16 protein-coding genes are annotated in these 19614 nt (G+C 74.9%); 5 read left to right on the top strand and 11 right to left on the bottom strand.

Going from position 1 to position 19614, the window contains the following annotated elements:
• Positions 1 to 34 precede the first annotated feature (34 nt).
• The gene (locus ACFWEG_RS21985) at positions 35 to 1720 is read right to left on the bottom strand and encodes a CTP synthase (RefSeq protein WP_387217752.1); all 1686 of its coding nucleotides are present in this window, start codon (positions 1718 to 1720) and stop codon (positions 35 to 37) included.
• 451 nt (positions 1721 to 2171) lie between these two features.
• On the opposite strand from ACFWEG_RS21985, the gene ACFWEG_RS21980 reads away from it, so the two are divergent.
• Positions 2172 to 3974 carry a glycoside hydrolase family 15 protein gene (locus ACFWEG_RS21980; RefSeq protein ID WP_387217749.1) on the top strand — a complete coding sequence of 601 codons (1803 nt, stop codon included), beginning with the start codon at positions 2172 to 2174 and terminating at the stop codon, positions 3972 to 3974.
• A gap of 27 nt (positions 3975 to 4001) precedes the next feature.
• Positions 4002 to 5588 carry a PucR family transcriptional regulator gene (locus ACFWEG_RS21975; protein WP_387217746.1) on the top strand — a complete coding sequence of 529 codons (1587 nt, stop codon included), beginning with the start codon at positions 4002 to 4004 and terminating at the stop codon, positions 5586 to 5588.
• A 29-nt stretch (positions 5589 to 5617) separates the two neighbouring features.
• Here ACFWEG_RS21975 and ACFWEG_RS21970 read toward each other — a convergent pair whose 3' ends face one another.
• The 5 genes from ACFWEG_RS21970 to ACFWEG_RS21950 form a co-directional block, all read right to left on the bottom strand.
• Complete coding sequence (locus ACFWEG_RS21970; RefSeq protein WP_387217744.1) at positions 5618 to 6673, bottom strand: glycosyltransferase family 4 protein; 1056 nt, start codon at positions 6671 to 6673, stop codon at positions 5618 to 5620.
• A 424-nt stretch (positions 6674 to 7097) separates the two neighbouring features.
• Positions 7098 to 8816 (bottom strand): DNA repair protein RecN, encoded by a 1719-nt coding sequence (gene recN / locus ACFWEG_RS21965; RefSeq protein ID WP_387217763.1) that lies wholly within the window; start codon positions 8814 to 8816, stop codon positions 7098 to 7100.
• A 54-nt stretch (positions 8817 to 8870) separates the two neighbouring features.
• Positions 8871 to 9782 (bottom strand): NAD kinase, encoded by a 912-nt coding sequence (locus ACFWEG_RS21960; RefSeq protein ID WP_387217761.1) that lies wholly within the window; start codon positions 9780 to 9782, stop codon positions 8871 to 8873.
• Between the two features lie 14 nt (positions 9783 to 9796).
• A complete protein-coding gene (locus ACFWEG_RS21955; RefSeq protein ID WP_387217741.1) occupies positions 9797 to 10612 on the bottom strand; it encodes a TlyA family RNA methyltransferase in 816 nt (271 codons plus the stop codon).
• Positions 10613 to 10618: 6 nt separating this feature from the next.
• Positions 10619 to 10939 carry a hypothetical protein gene (locus ACFWEG_RS21950; protein WP_387217739.1) on the bottom strand — a complete coding sequence of 107 codons (321 nt, stop codon included), beginning with the start codon at positions 10937 to 10939 and terminating at the stop codon, positions 10619 to 10621.
• Positions 10940 to 10981: 42 nt separating this feature from the next.
• Here ACFWEG_RS21950 and ACFWEG_RS21945 point away from each other — a divergent pair, with 42 nt between their 5' ends.
• The gene (locus tag ACFWEG_RS21945) at positions 10982 to 11329 is read left to right on the top strand and encodes an SCP2 sterol-binding domain-containing protein (protein ID WP_387217737.1); all 348 of its coding nucleotides are present in this window, start codon (positions 10982 to 10984) and stop codon (positions 11327 to 11329) included.
• A 78-nt stretch (positions 11330 to 11407) separates the two neighbouring features.
• Here the strand turns inward: ACFWEG_RS21945 and ACFWEG_RS21940 are convergent, their stop codons facing one another.
• The 3 genes from ACFWEG_RS21940 to ACFWEG_RS21930 all read right to left on the bottom strand — a co-directional run bounded on the left by ACFWEG_RS21940 (position 11408) and on the right by ACFWEG_RS21930 (position 14411).
• Positions 11408 to 12247 carry an ABC transporter ATP-binding protein gene (locus tag ACFWEG_RS21940; RefSeq protein ID WP_387217735.1) on the bottom strand — a complete coding sequence of 280 codons (840 nt, stop codon included), beginning with the start codon at positions 12245 to 12247 and terminating at the stop codon, positions 11408 to 11410.
• A 62-nt stretch (positions 12248 to 12309) separates the two neighbouring features.
• Complete coding sequence (locus ACFWEG_RS21935; protein WP_387217732.1) at positions 12310 to 13368, bottom strand: FecCD family ABC transporter permease; 1059 nt, start codon at positions 13366 to 13368, stop codon at positions 12310 to 12312.
• On the bottom strand, positions 13365 to 14411 hold the full coding sequence (locus tag ACFWEG_RS21930) for a FecCD family ABC transporter permease (protein WP_387217759.1): 1047 nt from the start codon (positions 14409 to 14411) through the stop codon (positions 13365 to 13367). The genes ACFWEG_RS21935 and ACFWEG_RS21930 overlap by 4 nt, the downstream gene beginning before the upstream one ends.
• A gap of 93 nt (positions 14412 to 14504) precedes the next feature.
• On the opposite strand from ACFWEG_RS21930, the gene ACFWEG_RS21925 reads away from it, so the two are divergent.
• Positions 14505 to 15314 carry a siderophore-interacting protein gene (locus ACFWEG_RS21925; protein WP_387217730.1) on the top strand — a complete coding sequence of 270 codons (810 nt, stop codon included), beginning with the start codon at positions 14505 to 14507 and terminating at the stop codon, positions 15312 to 15314.
• A gap of 3 nt (positions 15315 to 15317) precedes the next feature.
• Here the strand turns inward: ACFWEG_RS21925 and ACFWEG_RS21920 are convergent, their stop codons facing one another.
• On the bottom strand, positions 15318 to 16340 hold the full coding sequence (locus tag ACFWEG_RS21920) for an HAD-IIA family hydrolase (RefSeq protein ID WP_387217728.1): 1023 nt from the start codon (positions 16338 to 16340) through the stop codon (positions 15318 to 15320).
• Positions 16341 to 16430: 90 nt separating this feature from the next.
• Here ACFWEG_RS21920 and ACFWEG_RS21915 point away from each other — a divergent pair, with 90 nt between their 5' ends.
• Positions 16431 to 17672, top strand: a complete 1242-nt coding sequence (locus tag ACFWEG_RS21915; RefSeq protein ID WP_387217725.1) for a DUF1015 family protein — start codon at positions 16431 to 16433, stop codon at positions 17670 to 17672.
• Positions 17673 to 17733: 61 nt separating this feature from the next.
• Here the strand turns inward: ACFWEG_RS21915 and ACFWEG_RS21910 are convergent, their stop codons facing one another.
• Complete coding sequence (locus tag ACFWEG_RS21910; RefSeq protein ID WP_387217756.1) at positions 17734 to 18486, bottom strand: hypothetical protein; 753 nt, start codon at positions 18484 to 18486, stop codon at positions 17734 to 17736.
• Positions 18487 to 19614 lie beyond the last annotated feature (1128 nt).

Raw genomic sequence — 19614 nt, 5'->3', positions numbered from 1 at the left:
GCCCGCAAGGGCGCCCCGAGGCACGCGGGGGGGCCTACTCGTTCGCGCCCGCGGCCTCCGCGGCCAGCCTCTCGCGGCGCTCGACGGCCGCCTTCACCAGGCCCGCGAAGAGCGGGTGCGGGCGGGTCGGGCGGGAGCGCAGCTCGGGGTGGGCCTGGGTGGCGACGAGGTAGGGGTGCACCTCGCGCGGGTACTCGACGTACTCCACCAGCTTGTTGTCGGGCGAGGTGCCCGAGAAGACCAGACCGGCCTTCTTCTCCAGCTCGCTGCGGTAGGCGTTGTTCACCTCGTAGCGGTGGCGGTGGCGCTCCTCGACGTAGGGCTGGTCGTCGTAGACCTCGCGCACGATCGAGCCCTCGGCCAGCTTGGCCGGGTAGAGCCCGAGCCGCATGGTGCCGCCGAGGTCGCCCGCGCCCTCCACGTAGGCGAGCTGCTCCTCCATGGTGGAGATGACCGGGTGCGCGGTGGCCGCGTCGAACTCGGTGGAGTTGGCGTCGGGGATGCCGGCCAGGTTGCGCGCCGCCTCGATGACGATGCACTGCAGGCCGAGGCAGAGGCCGAGCAGCGGCACCTGGTTCTCGCGGGCGTAGCGGATCGCGCCGACCTTGCCGGACACACCGCGGTCGCCGAAGCCCCCGGGGATCAGGATCGCGTCGACGTCGCCGAGCTGCTTCTCCGCGCCGGCCGGGGTGGTGCAGTCGTCGGAGGTCACCCACTTGACCTTGACCCGGGCCTTGTTCGCGAAGCCGCCGGCCCGCATCGCCTCGGTGACCGAGAGGTAGGCGTCGGGCAGGTCGATGTACTTGCCGACGAGCGCGACGGTGACCTCGTGGTCGGGGTTGTGCACCCGGTCGAGCAGGTCGTCCCACTGCGTCCAGTCGACGTCGCGGAACGGCAGGTCGAGCTTGCGCACCACGTAGGCGTCGAGGCCCTCGGTGTGCAGCACCTTGGGGATGTCGTAGATGGACTTCGCGTCGATCGCGGCGACCACCGCGTCGTCGTCGACGTCGCACATCAGGGAGATCTTGCGCTTGATCGACAGCGGCACGTCGCGGTCGGCGCGGAGCACGATCGCGTCGGGCTGGATGCCGATGTTGCGCAGCGCGGCGACCGAGTGCTGGGTCGGCTTGGTCTTCAGCTCGCCCGACGGGCCGATGTAGGGGAGCAGCGAGATGTGCACGACGAAGACGTTGTCCCGGCCGACCGCGTGCCGCACCTGGCGGACGGTCTCCAGGAACGGCAGCGACTCGATGTCGCCGACCGTGCCGCCGACCTCGGTGATGACCACGTCGACGTCGTCGGTGGCCATCCGGCGGATGCGGTGCTTGATCTCGTTGGTGATGTGCGGGATGACCTGGACGGTGTCGCCGAGGTACTCGCCGCGGCGCTCCTTGGCGATGACCGTGTTGTAGACCTGGCCGGTGGTGACGTTGGCCGAGCCGTCGAGGTCGACGTCGAGGAAGCGCTCGTAGTGGCCGATGTCCAGGTCGGTCTCGGCGCCGTCGTTGGTGACGAACACCTCGCCGTGCTGGAAGGGGTTCATCGTGCCGGGGTCGACATTCAGGTACGGGTCGAGCTTCTGCATGGTGACCCGCAGGCCGCGCGCCTTGAGGAGGGCACCCAGGCTGGAGGCAGTCAGACCCTTGCCGAGGGAGGAGGCGACACCCCCGGTGACGAAGATGTGCTTGGTCGTCTCGGATCCCGAGGATCGGTGCTGCATCGCCAAGAGGGGGCTCCCGTGGTCGCTTGTGAGAGGTGCGTGCGGGGCGGCTCCGGAGACTCCGGGTGCCGTCGCTGCGGTTTCGGGGCCCCTGAGCTGTCGCAGACTGGCCACCGGTCCACGGGGTACCAGGGTATCAGCGGTGCGGGACGCCCGCTTCCCGCCGCCCGGCGGGGGCGACGCCCGGGACCGGTACGGCCGGGGCACGGCGCCGCCGACGCGCCCGGCGCGCGGAGGGCCGCGGCGACCCCCGAACCAGGACCTTCATCGGACGATCACTCGACGCTCACCCGTTCGGCGCACCCCGGTTCCCCGGGGCGGCGCGCGCGGCGTGATGCGCCGACGTATTCTTCTCGGATACATCGCCACGAGCCGGCCGGCGAAGGCACCATCCCCGCCCGCTCCCGGAAACAAGCTCGTCAGAATCCCCCTTTTTCTCTGGAGATTTCACGTGGCCGGGCGCATCGAGGATTACGCACTCATCGGAGACATGCAGGCGGCGGCGCTCGTCTGCGACGACGGCACGGTCGACTGGCTGTGCCTGCCCCGTTTCGACTCGCACGCCGTGTTCGCGGCCCTGCTCGGGACCGACGAGCACGGCTTCTGGCGGCTCGGGCCCGCCTTCCCCGAGGGCGAGCAGCCCCCGAAGTCCTCCCGTCGGACCTACCGCGGCGACTCGCTGATCCTGGAGTCCGAGTGGGACATGCCGCGCGGAACGGTCCGGGTGACGGACTTCATGCCGCCGCGTGACGGTGCCCCGCAGCTCATCCGCATCGTGGAGGGCGTCAGCGGCCGGGTGCCCATGCGCTCGGCGCTGCGGATGCGGTTCAGCTACGGCCGGATCACCCCCTGGGTGCACAAGGTCGACAACCGCACGGTCGCCGTCGCGGGCCCCGACTCCGTCTGGCTCGACACCGACGCCGACACCTACGGCGAGGACCTGACGACGTACTCCGACTTCACCATCTCCCCCGGTGAGCGGATCGCCTTCACCATCAGCTGGCAGCCCTCCCACAACCAGCCGCCCGCCCTGCCCGACCCCGAGGGGTCGCTGGAGGCCACCGAGGACTTCTGGCGCGAGTGGGTGGGCCAGTGCACGTACCACGGCCCCTACAGGGAGGCCGTGATCCGCTCGCTGATCACCCTCAAGGCGCTCACGTACGCGCCGACCGGCGGCATCGTCGCCGCGCCGACCACCTCGCTGCCGGAGCACATCGGCGGGGTGCGCAACTGGGACTACCGCTACACCTGGCTGCGCGACGCGGCCATCACCCTGTCCTCGCTGCTGCGCACCGGCTACCGCGAGGAGGCCCGCGCCTGGCGCGAGTGGCTGCTGCGCGCGGTCGCCGGCGACCCGGAGAACCTGCAGATCATGTACGGCATCGCCGGGGAGCGCGAACTCGGCGAGACCGACCTGGACTGGCTGCCGGGGTACGAGGGCTCCCGGCCCGTCCGCGCGGGCAACGGGGCGGCCGACCAGCTCCAGCTCGACGTGTACGGCGAGGTGACGGAGGCCCTGCACCTCGCCCACATGACGGGCCTGGCCCGCAACGACTACGCCTCGCTCCTCCAGCTGAAGCTGATCCGCTACCTGGAGGAGAACTGGAACCGCCCCGACGAGGGCATCTGGGAGGTCCGCGGCCCGAGCCGGCACTTCGTGCACTCCAAGGTGATGTGCTGGGTCGCCGTCGACCGCACCATCAAGCTGATCGAGGCCGGCGACGCCGACGGCCCGCTGGAGCAGTGGCGCGAGCTGCGCGACGACATCCACCGGGACGTCTGCGAGAAGGGCTACGACCGGGAGCGCAACACCTTCACCCAGTCCTACGGCTCCAAGGAGCTCGACGCCGCGCTGCTCCTCATCCCCCAGGTCGGCTTCCTGCCGCCGGACGACAAGCGCGTCATCGGCACGATCGAGGCGATCCAGCGCGAGCTGTCGACGCCCGACGGCTTCATCCTGCGCTACCCCACCGAGGGCTCCGACGCGGGCGTGGACGGCCTGCCGGGCGACGAGGGCGCGTTCCTGGCGTGCTCGTTCTGGATGGCGGACGACCTGGCGATGATCGGCCGGGTCGACGAGGCCCGGCAGCTCTTCGAGAAGCTCCTCGCGCTCCGCAACGACCTCGGCCTGCTCGCCGAGGAGTGGGACTCCCGCCTGCAGCGGCAGGTGGGCAACTTCCCGCAGGCCTTCAGCCACGTCCCGCTGATCGACACCGCGCTCCGGCTCACCGCGAGCGGCGCGTACGGCGGCTGAGGACCGGGGAGGCGCGGGGAGGCGTCGGTGGAGGCGCAGGGCGGCGGGATCACGGTCCGCCGGGCACTGGAGCTGCCGGGGCTGCGCGGCGGGCTGCCGGAGGTCGTCACGGGAGCGGACCGGCTGGGCCGGACCGTGCGATGGGTGCACGCCGGCGAGGTGCCGAACATCGCCTCGCTGCTCAAGGGCGGCGAGCTGCTCCTGACCACCGGTCTGGGGCTCGGCACCCGGCCCGCCGAGCAGCGGGCGTTCGTCCGCCGGCTCGCCGACCGCGGGATCGCCGCGCTGGTGGTGGAGCTGGGCACCCGCTTCGGCGGCCGGCTGCCGGCGGCGCTGGTCGAGGCCGCCCGGACGGCCGGTCTGCCGCTGGTGCAGCTGCACCGCGAGGTGGCGTTCGTGACCGTCACCGAGGAGATCCACACCGAGATCGTCAACGGCCACTACGCGCTGGTCCGCCGGGCCGAGGAGGTCCACCGGCGCTGCACCGAGGCGCTGCTCGACGGCGGCGGCGTCCCGCAGGTCCTCGCCATCCTCGCCGACTTCGCCGGCAACCCGGTCTTCCTGGAGACCCCCGACGGGCAGCTGCTGTACGCGGCCGGGGCGGGTGAGCCACTGCAGGTCCGCGAGGGGCTCGGCGGCCACCGCCCGGCCGGCTCGGTGCTCGTCGAGGTGCCCGGCGGCGCGGGGGCCGCCTCCGTACGGGCCCGGCTGGTGATCGTCCCGGTGGCCGGGGCGCTGGACCAGGTGCACCGGATGGCCGCCGAGCGGGCCGCCGGGACACTCGCCGTGGTGCTCATGCAGGCCCGCCAGGAGGAGGAGCTGGCCGCGCGCGGCCGGGGCGACTTCCTGCACGACCTGGCCGAGGGCCGGGTCGCGGTCGCCGAGGCCCCCGCGCAGGCCAGGGTGCTCGGCTTCCGGCCGGGCGACGGGCCACTGCTGCCGGTCGTGATGCGGCTGTCCGGCGGGCTGCCGGGCGCGGGCGGCTGGGCGGTGCTCGCCCGGGCCGTCGCCGAGGAGCTGGCGTCCGTCGGGGTGCCGGCGCTGCTCGGAGTGCGACCGGTGGAGGGGCGGGTGCCGCTGCTGCTGGGGCTGCGCGCGGAGTCCGAGCGGGCGGCCGTCGCCGACCGGGTGGCGGCCGCGCTGCGGGCGGGGGCGGAGCGGGCGGATCTCGAGCACACCGGGATGCCGGTGGTCGTGGTCGCCGCCGCGGGCGGCTGGGCGGCCGCCCCGGCCGGCCTCCGGCACGCGGCGGAGACGGCGACGGCGGCGCGCGGCCTGGCGGACCGGCCGTGGTTCGACGCCCGCCGGCTCGACATCGACCTGCTGCTGTGGCGGCTGCGCGACCACCCCGACCTGTCGGCGTTCGTCGAGCGGGCGATCGGCCCGCTGCGCGAGCACGACCTGCGGGCCAGGCCGCCGCTGCTGCCGACCCTGGAGACGTATCTCGCGCACGCGGGCCGCAAGGCGGAGACTGCGCGCGAGCTGCACCTGAACCGGCAGACGCTCTACAACCGGCTGGCCCGGATCGCCGAGCTCCTCGGCACGGACCTCGACGACCCGCACACCGTCCTGGCGCTGTCCCTGGCGCTGCGGGCCCGGCGGCACACGGCGTAGGACGGGACGTAGGGGGCCCGGGTCCGCGCTCAGCCGCGGTGGCCGTACGCCGTCAGCTCGTCGTAGACGCTGAGCACCTGGGCGACGGTGTCGTGCTCGGTGGGCCAGGCGGCGGCCTGGGCGGTGCCGCGCAGGGCGAGCCGGGCGCGCTCCTCGGGGTCCGCGAGCAGCCCGGCGACGGCGCCGGCCAGCGCGCCGGGGTCGTCGGCCGGGACGAGGAGCGCGGCGTCGCCGACCAGGTCGGGGGTGCCGCCGACGGCGGTGGCGACGAGGGGGACGCCGGCGTGCAGCGCCTCCTGGGCGAGCACGGAGCGGGCCTCCCACCGGCTGGGGACGACGGCCAGGTCGGCGACGGCGAGCAGGTCGGCGACGTCGGTCCGCCGGCCGAGGAGGCGGACGGGCAGCTCCTCGGCGTCGATGCGGCGCTGCAGGGCCGCCCGCTCGGGCCCCTCCCCCGCGACGACGAGTAGCGGGAGCGGCTCCAGGCTCCGCCAGGCGCGGGCGGCGTCCAGGAGGGTGTCGTAGCCGCGCCCCGGGTAGAGCGAGCCGACCGCGATGACCAACGGCCGCCCCATCGCGCCAAGTTCGGCGCGGGCCTTGCTCTCGCCGGGGGCGGGCCGGGGCGCGGGGATCGCGACCGGCGCGAGCCGCGCGTCGCGCGCCCCCCGGTGGCGGGCGGCGTCGACCAGCTCGGAGGACGTGGCGAGGACGACGCTCGCGGCGCGCACGACGCGCCGCTCCAGGAGCCGCAGCACCTGCGCGCGGGCCCCGTCGGCGTGCGCGCGGTGGTGCCAGGTGACGACGAGGGGGGTGCGGCTGCCGCGCAGGGCGAGCGCGGCCCGCAGGGCGGCGTGCAGCCCGTGGGCGTGGACGAGGTCGGCGTCGGCGCAGGCGGCGCGGAGCGCCGGGGACGGCACGACGCGGGCGCCGGCGCCGCCGAAGTCGTAGGCGCGGCCGGTCTCCTCGGGGGCGCAGACGGTGACGTGCAGTCCGCGGGCGACCAGGCCGGCCGTCAGGGACCGGACGTGCGCGCTGCCGTGCGCGCCACCCCCGCCGAGCACTTGGACCGCACGCAGTTGGGTCACGGCGACTGGGGCTCCTGGCTCGGGTCGGGGATCGGTTCCGGGTACGGCTCGGGGTCGGTCCCGGGGGCGGCGCGGGCCTCCCGGGCGGCCGCGCACGGCAGGGGTTGCCCCCAGCATGCCAGTCGGGACCGCCACCGCGGCACCGGCCACCCGAACGTGCCCCGGATCACCGGGCGGTGGCGGGACACGGAATCACCCTCACGGGTGAGTCGGCGGTGGTTTGAACGGACTTCGCACGCTTAAGGGTCTCGTTCTGGCGTCGGACGGTCCGTGCGGACGCGACGCGCGGGCGTGCCGTGCGGACGGTCCGTGCGGACGGTCCGTGCGGACGGTCCGTGCGGACGTGCCGGTCCGCCCCGCGGGCGCGCGGCCCTGCCGGGGACGGGACCGACGGACCGACCGCGTCATCCGCCCGTCCTGCCCCTCAGCCGTCCGCGCGGGCGCTGGCGAGCAGTTCCTCGGCGTGTGCGCGGGCCGTCTCGGAGTCCTCCTGGCCGGCCAGCATCCTCGACAGCTCCCGTACCCGCTCCTCGCCCTCCAAGGCCTTGACGCCGCTGCGGGTGACCGACCCGTCGTTCGTCTTCTCCACCAGCAGCTGCCGGTCGGCGAAGGCCGCGACCTGCGGCAGGTGGGTGACGACGACGACCTGCGCGGTCCGGGCGAGCTTGGCGAGCCGCCGGCCGATCTCGACCGCGGCCTTGCCGCCGACGCCCGCGTCGACCTCGTCGAACAGGTAGGTCGGCACCGGGTCCGTGCCGGCGAAGACGACCTCGACGGCGAGCATCACCCGCGACAGCTCACCGCCGGAGGCGCCCTTGGCGATGGCCCGGGCGGGCGCGCCGGGGTGCGGGGCGAGCAGCAGCTCGACCTCGTCGGCGCCGGCGGGCCCGTAGGCGACCGTGCGGCCGTTCACCGTGACGCCTTCGGGGTCCTCGACCTGCCGGATCCCGAAGGAGACCCGGGCGTGCGGCATGGCGAGCGAGGACAGCTCCTCGGTGACGGCGGCGGCGAAGCGTTCGGCCGCGCCGGTCCGGGCGTCGGTCAACGCCTGGGCGAGGGCGGAGAGTTCCTCGCGCAGCGTGTCCCGCTCGGCGGTGAGCTCGCCGATCCGGTCGTCGTCGCCGTCGAGTTCGGTGAGCCGGGCGGCGCCGGCCTCCGCCCAGGCGATGACGGCCGCGATGTCCTCGCCGTACTTGCGGGTGAGCTGGGTGAGGGCGGCCCGGCGCTCCTCGACGGCGGCGAGCCGCAGCGGGTCGGCGTCGAGGTTGTCGGCGTAGCCGGCCAGTTCGCCGGCGACGTCGGCGAGGAGGATGCCGATCTCGCCCATGCGTTCGGCGAGTTGCGCGAGCGCCGGGTCGTGCGCGCGGACGGCCTCCAGGGCCCGGGTCGCCCCGCCGACGAGCAGGGTCGCGTCGACGCTCTCGGGGTCCTCGGGGTTCCCGGCGAGGGCGGCGTGCGCGGTGGCGGCGGCGGAGGCGAGCGCCTCGGCGTGGCCGAGCCGTTCGGCCTCGGCGGCCAGCTCGGTGTCCTCGCCGGGGCGCGGGTCGACGGCGGCGATCTCGTCGAGCCCGAAGCGGAGCAGGTCGGCCTCCTGGGCGCGCTCCCTGGCCCGGGTGGTGATCTCCTCCAGCTCGGCGGTGACCGCCCGCAGCCGCCGGTAGGCGTCGGTGTACCGGGCGTGCGGCTTCGCGACGGTGTCGCCGGCGTACCGGTCCAGGGCGGCCCGCTGGCGGGCGGGCTTGAGCAGGCCCTGCTGGTCGGTCTGGCCGTGCACGGCGACCAGTTCGTCGGCCAGCTCGCCGAGGACGCCGACGGGCACCGACCGGCCGCCGATGAACGCCCGCGAGCGGCCCTCGGCGGAGACGGAGCGGCTGATCAGCAGCGCCCCGTCGTCGAGCTCCGCACCGGCCTCCTCGGCCCGTACGGCGGCGGCGTCGCCCGCTTCGACGGTGATCCGCCCCTCGACGACCGCCGCCTTGGCCCCGATCCGCACCAGGGCGGGGTCGGCCCGGCCGCCCAGGAGCAGCCCCAGGCTGGTGACCACCATCGTCTTGCCCGCACCGGTCTCCCCGGTCACCGCCGTGAACCCCGGCGAGAGCTCGACGACGGCGTCGTCGATGACGCCCAGTGCACGTATCCGCATCTCTTCCAGCACGCCTCCGACCTTACGCAGTCCGGCGGGGTGCCCGCGACGGGGTCAGTGCGGCGCGCCGCGCCAGCCGGCGACGGGGAGCGCGAACTTGGCCACCAGGCGGTCGGTGAACGAGGCGTGGTGGAGCCGGGCGAGACGCACCGGGACGGCGCCGCGGCGGACCTCGACCCGTGCCCCGGGGCGCAGTTCGACCGCCCGCCGTCCGTCGCACCACAGCACGCCGTGCGGGGTGTGGTGCTGGACCTCGACGGCGAGCACCGACTCGGGCGAGGTGACCAGCGGCTTCGCGAACAGGGCGTGCGCGCCGATCGGCACCATGAGCAGCGCCTCCACCTCCGGCCACACCACGGGGCCGCCGGCGGAGAACGCGTACGCCGTGGACCCGGTGGGCGTCGCGCAGACGATCCCGTCACAGCCGAAGCCGGTGACCGGGCGGCCGTCGATCTCCAGGACGACCTCCAGCATCCGCTCGGGTTCGACCTTCTGGACGGCGGCCTCGTTGAGCGCCCAGTCCAGGTGGACGACGGCCCCGTCGCTGTGCACGACGACGTCGAGCGTCATCCGCTCCTCGACCTCGTAGGAGCGGCCCACGACCCGGTCGACGACCTTGTCGAGGTCGTCGCGCTCGGCCTCGGCGAGGAAGCCGACCCGGCCGAGGTTGACGCCGAGCATCGGCACGCCGGAGGCGCGGGCGATCTCCGCGCCGCGCAGGAGGGTGCCGTCGCCGCCGAGGACGATGAGGAGCTCGCAGCCGTCGAGGACGTCCGGGGTGGGTTCGGCGACCACCTCGACGGTGTCGGGCAGGGGCAGGTCCTCCGCCTCGGCGGCGAGCACGCGGACGCCCAGGCCGTTGCGGAGCAGGCCCTCCACGACCAGCTCGGCGCTGCGGATCGCGGCCGGGCGGCCGGTGTGCGCGAGGAGGAAGACGGTGCGCGTATCGCTGTCCAACGGGGGCAACGGGATGATCGAGGTCAACGGGGTCCCTCCGCCACTGCTCGGTCGACGTCGGCCGGATCGAGTGCGGGCGCTCCGGCCCGCAGCCACAGGAAGTACTCGACGTTGCCGGACGGGCCCGGCAACGGACTCGCGGTCACACCGAGCACGCCGAGGCCCAGCTCGGCGGCCCGGCGGGCGACGCCCTTGACGGCGTCGGCGCGCAGCTCGGCGCCGCGCACCACTCCCCCGCTGCCGAGGCGCTCCTTGCCCACCTCGAACTGCGGTTTGACCATCATCACCAGGTCCGCGCCGGGCGCGGTGCACGCGGCGAGCGCGGGCAGCACCAGGCCGAGCGGGATGAAGGACAGGTCGCCCACCACCAGGTCCACCGCCTCGCCGTCGATCGCGTCCAGGGTCAGCTCGCGCACATTCGTACGGTCCTTGACCACGACCCGTTCATCGGACTGCAGCGACCAGGCCAGCTGCCCGTAACCGACGTCGACGGCGACGACCTGCCGGGCGCCGGCCCGCAGCAGCACGTCGGTGAAGCCGCCGGTGGACGCGCCAGCGTCCAGGGCGCGCCGGCCGGCGACCTCCAGGCCGAGCGGGGTGAAGGCGGCGAGCGCCCCGGCGAGCTTGTGGCCGCCGCGCGAGACGTACTCGGGGTCGTCGTCGTCCTTGACGACCACGACGGGGGCGCTGGTCTCCACCTGGGTGGCGGACTTGGTGGCGGTCGCGCCGCCGACCGTCACCCGGCCGGCCGCGATCAGCTGCGCGGCGTGTTCGCGTGAGCGGGCGAGCTTCCGGCGGACCAGCTCGGCGTCGAGGCGGCGTCGTGCCGTTCCTGCCACGGTGGTTCAGCTCCTGGGGTACGAGGGCCGCGCCGGGGGCGCGGGTGCGGGCGCGGGGGGCCGGGCGTCCAGCGCGGTGAGCGTGTCGCGGAGCCCCCGGTGTACATCCTCGTACACCTCGACGTGGCCGTCCGCCGCGAGGTGGTCGGCGTCGGCCAGCCGGACCAGGTGGGCGTCGACGCCCGGGTGCCCGGTGGGGGTGCGCTCGACGCCGATCGGGGCGGGCGCGGCGGGGTCGACGGGGCCGCCGGGCGCCTCGGGGCCGGTCCTCGCGTCCGGCTGCCCCGCGTGGGGGGCCGGGGCGACGGACGGCAGTGGGTCGGTCATGCCCCGACGCTACCCCGAGCGGCCGGTGTACGGTCCATGGCGATGGCTACCACGCAGGAGTGCCGGGACGCGCTCGAAAGACTCGCCGAGAACCTCGCCTCGGCCGACGGCGACGTGAGGAGCGCCGCGGCCATGGACCGTTCGCTCAGCTGCCACGTCACGGACCTGGACACCACCTTCGCGGGCCGGCTGGCGGGCGGCCGGATCGAGGTGCGCGACTCCCACCCCGGGCCGCCGCGCGAGAAGGCGCAGATCAGGCTGGCGATGACCGGCAACGACCTGGTGGCGATGGTCGGGGGCCGGCTGAACTTCGCGAAGGCCTGGGCGTCGGGGCGGGTGAAGCTGGAGGCCGGCTTCCGCGACCTGCTGAAGCTGCGCACGCTGCTCTGAGGACGCGGGCTCCGAGGCCCGCCGGGCCCGTCCGGTCCCGTGGGCGGGCCCAGGACGGCGTTCCGGGGCCCGTACGTCTCACGCCAGGGTCTTGGCCGGGGCGTCCCCGGCCGTCTCCGCGGACCGCTCGGGCCGCCGGCGGCGGGCGGCCGGCACGACGAGCGGGGTGCCGGTCTCCGGGTCCGGGATGACCTGGCAGGGCAGCGTGAAGACCTGCTCCACCAGCTCCGCGGTGACGATGTCGGCGGGCGCCCCGGCGGCGAGCACCTCGCCCTCCTTGAGCACGATCAGGTGCGTCGCGTACCGGGCGGCGTGGTTGAGGTCGTGCAGCACGGCGACGAGGGTGCGGCCCTGCTGCTCGTGCAGGTCGGCGCAGAGGTCCAGGACGTCGATCTGGTGCTGGATGTCGAGGAACGTCGTCGGCTCGTCCAGGAGCAGCAGCGGGGTCTGCTGGGCGAGCGCCATCGCGATCCACACCCGCTGCCGCTGCCCGCCCGACAGCTCGTCGACGTACCGTTCGGCGAGGTCCTCGACGCCGGTCTGGCGCATCGACTCGAACACCACCCGCTCGTCGTCCCTCGACCACTGCTTCAGCAGCCCCTGGTGCGGGTAGCGGCCGCGGGCGACCAGGTCGGCGACGGTGATGCCGTCGGGGGCGATCGAGGACTGCGGGAGCAGTCCGAGCGTGCGCGCGACCTTCTTGGCGGGCTGCGCGTGGATCGACTCGCCGTCCAGGAGCACCTGTCCGGTGCTCGGCTTCAGCATCCGCGACAGCGCGCGCAGGAGCGTCGACTTCCCGCAGCCGTTCGGTCCGACGATGACCGTGAACGAGTGGTCGGGTATCTCCACGGACAGCCGCTCGGCGATGACCCGCTGGTCGTAGCCGAGGGTGACGTCGTCAGCGGTCAGGCGGTTCACGGGGGCACTCCGGGGGGACGTGGCGGGGGTCGGGGCGGGGCTCGGCGTCTGCTGCGCGGGGGTCATATCCGGCCCGCCTTCCGCTCGGAGACGAGCAGCCAGAGCAGGTAGGCGCCGCCCAGGACGCCGGTCAGGACGCCGACGGGCAGCTGGTCGGCTCCGAACATCCGCTGCGAGGCGAGGTCCGCGCCGATCAGCAGGGCGGCGCCCATGACGGCAGACGGCAGCAGGTTGGGCCCCGGCGAGCGGGTCAGCCGGCGGGCGAGCTGCGGCGCGGTGAGCGCCACGAAGGAGACGGGGCCGGCCGCGGCCGTGGCGACGGCGACGAGGAGCACCGCGGAGGCCAGGAGCACGAGCCGGGTGCGCTCGACGGGCACGCCGAGCGCGTAGGCGGCGTCGTCGCCCATCTCCAGCATCCGCAGGGCCCGCGAATGGCCGAGGACGACCGGGAGCAGCACGGCGCAGACCGCGAGCAGCGGCCAGACCTGCGTCCAGTCGCGGCCGTTGAGCGAGCCGGTCATCCAGACGGTGGCGCGGGCCGCGTCGACGATGTCGGCCTTGGTGATCAGGTAGCCGTTGATGGCGGTGAGCACGGCGGACGCGCCGATGCCGACCAGGACGAGCCGGTAGCCGTGCACGCCCTTCTTCCAGGCGAGCAGGTAGATCAGCACCCCGGTGACGAGGCCGCCGACCACCGCCGCCCCGGCCACCGCGATCGTGGAGGCGTTGAAGATCACGATCGCGAGGAGCGCGCCGACGACGGAGCCCTGCCCGAAGCCGATCACGTCCGGGCTGCCGAGCGGGTTGCGGGAGACCGACTGGAAGACCGCCCCGGAGACCGCGAGCGCGATCCCGACGAGCAGTCCGACCAGGACCCGCGGCAGCCGCAGGTCGTTGACGATGAACTCCGCCCCCGGGTCGCCGTTGCCGAGGAGGGTGGCGACCACGTCGCCGACCGGCAGCGGGTAGTCGCCGGTGCCGATGAGCAGGACGCTCGCGAGGAGCGCGACGGCGGCGAGGAGCACGCCGACCAGCAGGGCGCGCGGTGCGACCCGCACCGAGAGGCCGCCGGTCCGTACGGCCCGGACGCCGGGGGTCCGGGTGCGTTCCGATGTCTTCACAGCTGGGCCATCTTCCGACGTCGTACGAGGTAGATGAAGACGGGTCCGCCGATGACGGCCGTCATGATGCCGACCTGGAGCTCGGCGGGCCGGGCCACGACCCGGCCGACCACGTCCGCGCCGAGCAGCAGCACCGGGGACAGCACGGCCGAGTAGGGCAGGATCCACCGCAGGTCGGGCCCGGTGATCGAGCGCACGATGTGCGGCACCATCAGCCCGACGAAGATGATCGGCCCGCAGGCCGCGGTCGCGGCCCCGCAGAGCAGCGTGGCGGCGAGCATCGCCAGCCCGCGGGTACGGGCCAGGTTCGCGCCGAGCGCGCGGGCGGTGTCGTCGCCGAGCGCCACCGCGTTGAGCGGCCGGGCGAGGCCGAGCGCCAGGACCACGCCGACGGCGATGAACGGCAGGACCTGCCAGAACGTCGTCATCGACGCGGAGGCCAGCGAGCCGACCGTCCAGAAGCGCATCCGGTCCAGCGCCGCGGTGTCCATGATCATGACGGCCTGGACGTAGCCGATCAGCGCCGCCGTGATCGCCGTGCCGGCGAGGGCGAGCCGGACGGGCGTCGCCGTACGGCCGCCGCCGAGCACGTAGAGCAGCACGCCGACGACGGCGGCGCCCGCGAAGGCGAACCAGACGTAGCCGGAGAGGGTGGTGACGCCGAGGAAGCTGATGGCGGTGACGACGGCGGCAGACGCCCCGGCGTTGATGCCGAGGATGCCGGGGTCGGCGAGCGGGTTGCGGGTGACGGCCTGCAGGACCGCGCCGGCGAGACCGAGCGCGGCCCCGACGACCAGGCCGAGCAGGGTGCGCGGGATCCGCAGGTCCTGGATCACCACGTCGTTGTCGGTGCCCGACGCGCTGAACACGCCGTGCCAGACATCGCCCAGCGGGATCTGGCGGGCGCCGAGGGCGATGCTCAGGACCAGGACCACGACGAGCAGGGCCACGGACGCGAGCAGCCCGGCGGTGCGTATCGCCGTGCGCTGGGGGGGCGCCGGCTCCGTGGGAGCGGCGCTCTTCTCGGGGGGACTGTCGACCAACACGTGGTTAGGTTAGCCTAATCTTCTGGTGACCTCGAAGATCGTCTCTTCCGATCACCGGACCGCCGCCCCCGAGAGAGAAGCACGCACGCCGTGACCGACGCGCCGTTCCAGTTCTTCGACGTCCACGTGGTCCGCACCGAGCGGCTCTCCCCCACCCTGCTGCGGGCCACCCTCACCGGCGACGACCTGCCCCGGATGGCCTCCGCCGGGCGCGACCAGCGGATCAAGGTCTTCCTGCCGCACCCCGGCCAGGACGCGCCCGTGATGCCCGACACCCGCGGGCCCGACTGGTACGAGGCCTGGCGCGCGCTCGACCCCGACGTGCGCGGCATCATGCGGACGTACACGATCCGGGCGCTGCGGCCGGGATCGCCGGGCTCCCCGGGAGAGCTGGACATCGACTTCGCCCTGCACGGCACCGCGGGGCCCGCCTCCCGCTGGGCCCTCACCGCCGCGCCGGGCGACCGGATCGGCGCCCTCGCCCCGGTCGTCGCCGACAACGTCGCCTACGACTTCCGCCCGCCGGCCGGCACCGACTGGCTCCTGCTCGCCGGCGACCCCTCCGCGCTCCCCGCGGTCGCCGCGATCCTGGAGTCCCTCCCGGCCGGCACCCCCGTCCACGCCTACCTCGAGGCCCCCCACCCCGACGACCACCTCGACCTCCCCACCGCCGCCACCGCCCACGTCACCTGGCTCACCGGCACCCCCACCACCGACGCCCTGCGCACCGCCACCCTCCCCGACGGCACCCCCTACGCCTGGATCGCCGGCGAGTCCTCCGCGGTCAAGGCGATCCGCCGCCACCTCGTCTCGGAGCGCGGCTTCGACAAGCGGTCGGTGAAGTTCTCGGGCTATTGGAAGCGGGGCACGACGGAGGACCAGATGATGGAGGCGGGCTGACCGTCAGAGCCCCAGGCGGGCCAGTGCCTTCGACGCGTCCAGCCCGCACCCCTGCTCGCCGCCCGCCGTCCAGGCCGCCGCGCACAGCGCCCGCAGGCCGTCGACGGGCTCGCCGTCGCCGGACAGCTCCAGCTCCGCGGATCCCGCCGACGCCGTCCACCCACCGCACGTGAACCCCTCGCCTTCTTCGGACACCGCCGGCTGCGGGGCCAGCAGCCCCCGCAGGTCGAGGTCGACGAACGTCGGCCGGTGCCGCGGCGGCGCGGCGAGGAGCTGCGACCCGTCCGTGACCCCCGTCAGGACGAGCAGCGAGTCCACGCCCCCCGCCACCGCCCCCTCGATGTCCGTGTCCAGCCGGTCCCCCACGACGAGCGGCCGCTCCGCCCCCGTCCGCAGGATCGTCTCGCGGTGCATCGGCGGCTGCGGCTTCCCCGCTACCTGCGGCTCCGCCCCCGTGGCGATCCGCACCACCTCCACCGCCGCCCCGTTCCCCGGCGCGATCCCCCGCGCGCTGGGGATCGTCAGATCCGTGTTCGACGCGAACCACGGCACGCCCCGCCGGATCGCGACACACGCCTCCGCGAACCGCCCCCACTCCAGCGACGGCCCCCCGTACCCCTGCACGACCGCCGCCGGATCGTCCTCCGCCGACTCCACCGGCACGAGCCCCCGCTCCCGCAGCGCCACCCGCAGCCCCTCGCCCCCGATGACGAGCACCCGCGACCCCTCGGGCACCTGCTCCGAGATCAGCCGCGCCACCGCCTGCGCCGAGTTGACGACGTCCGACGCCTCGGCCGGGATCCCCAGCTCGGACAGGTGCTCGGCGACGGCGTCCGGCGGCCGCAACGCGTTGTTGGTCACGTACGCCAGGTGCATCCCGGCGTCCCGCGCGGTCCCCAGCGACTCCACGGCGTGCGCGATCGCCTCGCCGCCCGCGTACACGACCCCGTCCAGGTCGAGCAGCGCCGTGTCGTACGCCTCGTTCAGCGGCTGCTCGCTGCCGTCCGGCCGGGTGCGGTGGCTCATGGGTGGTTCCTCTCGTCGGCGGCGGGGGCGCGTCGGTGCGGGCGCGTCCCCCGATCATCGCGTATCCCCGCTCGCACATACGATGCAGTCATGAGCACCACAGGCCTGCGACTGATCCCGTTCCGAGGACTCCGGTACGACCCGGAGCGGGTCGGCAGTCTGGCCGCGGTGACCTCACCGCCGTACGACGTCGTGGTCCGCCCCGACGGCCTGGACCACCTGGAGTCGGCCGACCCGCACAACATCGTCCGCCTCATCCTGCCCCAGGCCGCCGCCCCCGCCGCCCGCCACGAGCAGGCCGCCGACGTCCTGCGCCGCTGGCTGGCCGAGGGCGTCCTCGCCCCCGACGACGCCCCCGCCCTGTACGTCTACGAGCAGCGGCGCGGCGACGTCCTGCAACGCGGGCTGATCGGCGCTCTGCATCTGGCCGGCGCGGTCCTGCCGCACGAGGACGTGATGCCGGAGGTCGTCGCCGACCGGGCCGCGCTCATGCGCGCCACCGAGGCCAATCTCGAACCGCTCCTGCTGTCCTACCGGGGCGACGACGGGGCCGCCGGCGAGGTCGTCGAACGGACCGTGCACACGCCCCCGCTGCTCGCCACGACCACCGAGGACGGCTTCGCGCACCGCCTGTGGGCGCTCACCGACGCCGAGGACATCGCCGCCGTCCAGGCCGACCTCGCCGACCGCCAGGCCCTCATCGCCGACGGCCACCACCGCTGGGCCACCTACGAGCGGCTGCGCGACGAGCACCCGTCCCCGAGCCCCTGGGACCACGGCCTCGTCCTCCTGGTCGACGGCGACCGCAGCCCGCTGCAGGTCAAGGCGATCCACCGCCATCTGCGCACCCTGCCGGTCGCGACGGCGCTCGCCGCCCTCGACGGCTCGTTCCGGGTGCGCCGACTCGGCGCCGTCCCGCTCCCGGACGCGCTGGCGGCGCTCGCCGGGGCCGAGGGCAACGGCTTCCTGCTGGCGGGCGACGGCTCGTTCCACCTCGTCGACCGCCCCTCCCCCGAGCTGCTCGCCCGCACGATCCGCGGCGACCGCCCGGAGGCCTGGCGCACCCTGGACGCCACCGTCCTGCACTCCACGCTCGTCGACCACCTGTGGCAGCTCCCCGACACCCCCGAGCACATCGCGTACATCCACGACACCGCGGCCGCCGTCGAGCAGGCCGAGCGGCACGGGGGGACGGCGGTGCTCATGCACCCGGTCCGCGAGGAGGTCGTGCGGGAGCTGGCCCGGCAGGGGGTGACGATGCCGCGGAAGTCGACGTCGTTCGGTCCGAAGCCGGCGACGGGGCTGGTGCTGCGGAGCCTGGCGCTCGACTGATCCCCCCGGGAACGCGAGAAGGGCGGGTCCTTGCGGACCCGCCCTTCCTCATGCCGTGTTCCTAGGCGTCGCGGTCGGCGTCGCCGTCGCGCAGCTCGGCATCGACGTGCACGGGACCGGGGCTGTCGTCGGCGCGCCCGTCCTCGCCCGGGGTCTCGCCGGCCGGGCTCTCGCCGTCCCGGTCGTCGTCCTCGTCGGCGAGCGCGTCCGTGAACTCGACGCCGTCCAGCTCGGCGAGCCGGTCGGAGGCGTCGGTGACGCCGTCCTTGTCCGCCTCGACGGTCTTGCCGAACCACTCGCGCGCCTCGTCCTCGCGGCCCGCCGCGAGCAGCGCGTCCGCGTAGGCGTAGCGCAGGCGCGGGGTCCACGGCTGGACGGAGCTGGAGCCGAGCTCGGGGCCCTGGAGGGTGACGATGGCCGCGTCGATCTGGCCGAGGTCGCGCCGGGCGCCGGCGGTGACCAGCCGCATCTCGACCTGGCCGGCCTTGTCGAGCTTCTGCACCTCGGGCTCGCCCGCCATCGCGAGCGCCTTCTCCGGGCGGCCGAGGCCGCGCTCGCAGTCGGCCATGACCGGCCACAGCTCCACGGACCCGGTCATCCGGCGCGCGGCCCGGAACTCGGCCAGCGCCTCGGCGTACTTCTGCGTCGCGTAGGCGGCGAAACCGGCCGCCTCGCGCACCGCGGCGACGCGCGAGGCCAGCCGCAGGGCGATCCGCGAGTATGCGTACGCCTCCTCCGGCTCCTCGTCGATCAGCCGGGCGACCATCACCAAATTCCTGGCGACGTCCTCCGCGAGGCCCTTGGGCAGGCTCATCAGCTCCTGCCGCACGTCCTTGTCGATCTCGTCGCCCGTGACGTCCTCGGGGATCGGCAGCCGCCGGACCGGCTCGCGGTCCCGGTCGTACGGGCGGTCGTCGCGCCGCTCGTCCCGTCGGTCGTCGCGGCCGCGGTAGCCGCCGCGGTCGTTGTCACGACGGTCGTCGCGGCGCGGGGCCGGGCGGCCCGAGCGGTCGTTGTCCCGCCGGAAGCCACCGCGGTCGCCGTCACGGCGGGGAGCCGGGCGGTCGTCCCGGCCACGGAACCCGCCGCGCTCACCGTCGCGCCGGGGCGCCGGCCGGTCGCCGTCACGGCGGTCGTCCCGGCGGAAGCCGCGGTCACGGCCGTCGTCGCGGCGCGGGGCGGGGCGGTCGCCACCGCGGCGGTCGTCACGGCGGAACCCACCGCGGTCGTCGTCCCGACGGAACGACGGGCGGTCGTCGCCACGGCGGTCGTCCCGGCGCGGGGCCGGCCGGTCGTCACGGCGGTATCCACCGCGGTCGTCGCCGCGGCGCGGGGCCGGACGGTCGTTGTCGCGGCGGAACGGCGGCCGGTCGCCGTCCCGGCGCGGACCGCGGTCGTCGCGGTCGTCACGCGGCCGGTAGCTGTCGCGGCGGTCGTCGCGACGGAAGCCGCCGCGGTCGTCGTCGCGACGCGGGGCGGGCCGGTCGCCGTCACGGCGGAAGCCACCGCTCGGGCGGTCGTCGCGGCGGCGGTAGCCGTCGCGACCCTCGTCCCGGCGGGGGGCCGGACGGTCGTCGTCACGGCGGAAGCCGCGGTCGCGGTCGTCGCGGCGCGGGGCGGAGCCGCCGCGCTCGTCCCGCCGGAATCCACCGCGGTCGTTGTCCCGACGCGGGCCTCCTCGGAATCCGCCACGGTCGCGGTCGCCGGCGTCGCGACGCCGGTCGCGATCCGGTCGGTCGTCGGGAGAGTTGGTGGACATCGGCGTGACTCCTGTCGTCGGTACCGCAGTCATTCTCGCGCAGCCGGCAGTCCGGCGCGTCTCGGGGAAAAGCAGAAAAGGACCTTTGGTCCCAGCGCATGAACGCTGGGACCAAAGGTCCTTGAAGAATTGTTCGGCGGCGTCCTACTCTCCCACAGGGTCCCCCCTGCAGTACCATCGGCG

This window comes from Streptomyces sp. NPDC060194 (genome assembly GCF_042728285.1).
Taxonomy (GTDB): domain Bacteria; phylum Actinomycetota; class Actinomycetes; order Streptomycetales; family Streptomycetaceae; genus Streptomyces.
Note: the sequence above shows the minus strand (reverse complement) of the source record. Positions and strands in the feature narration are given on the sequence as shown.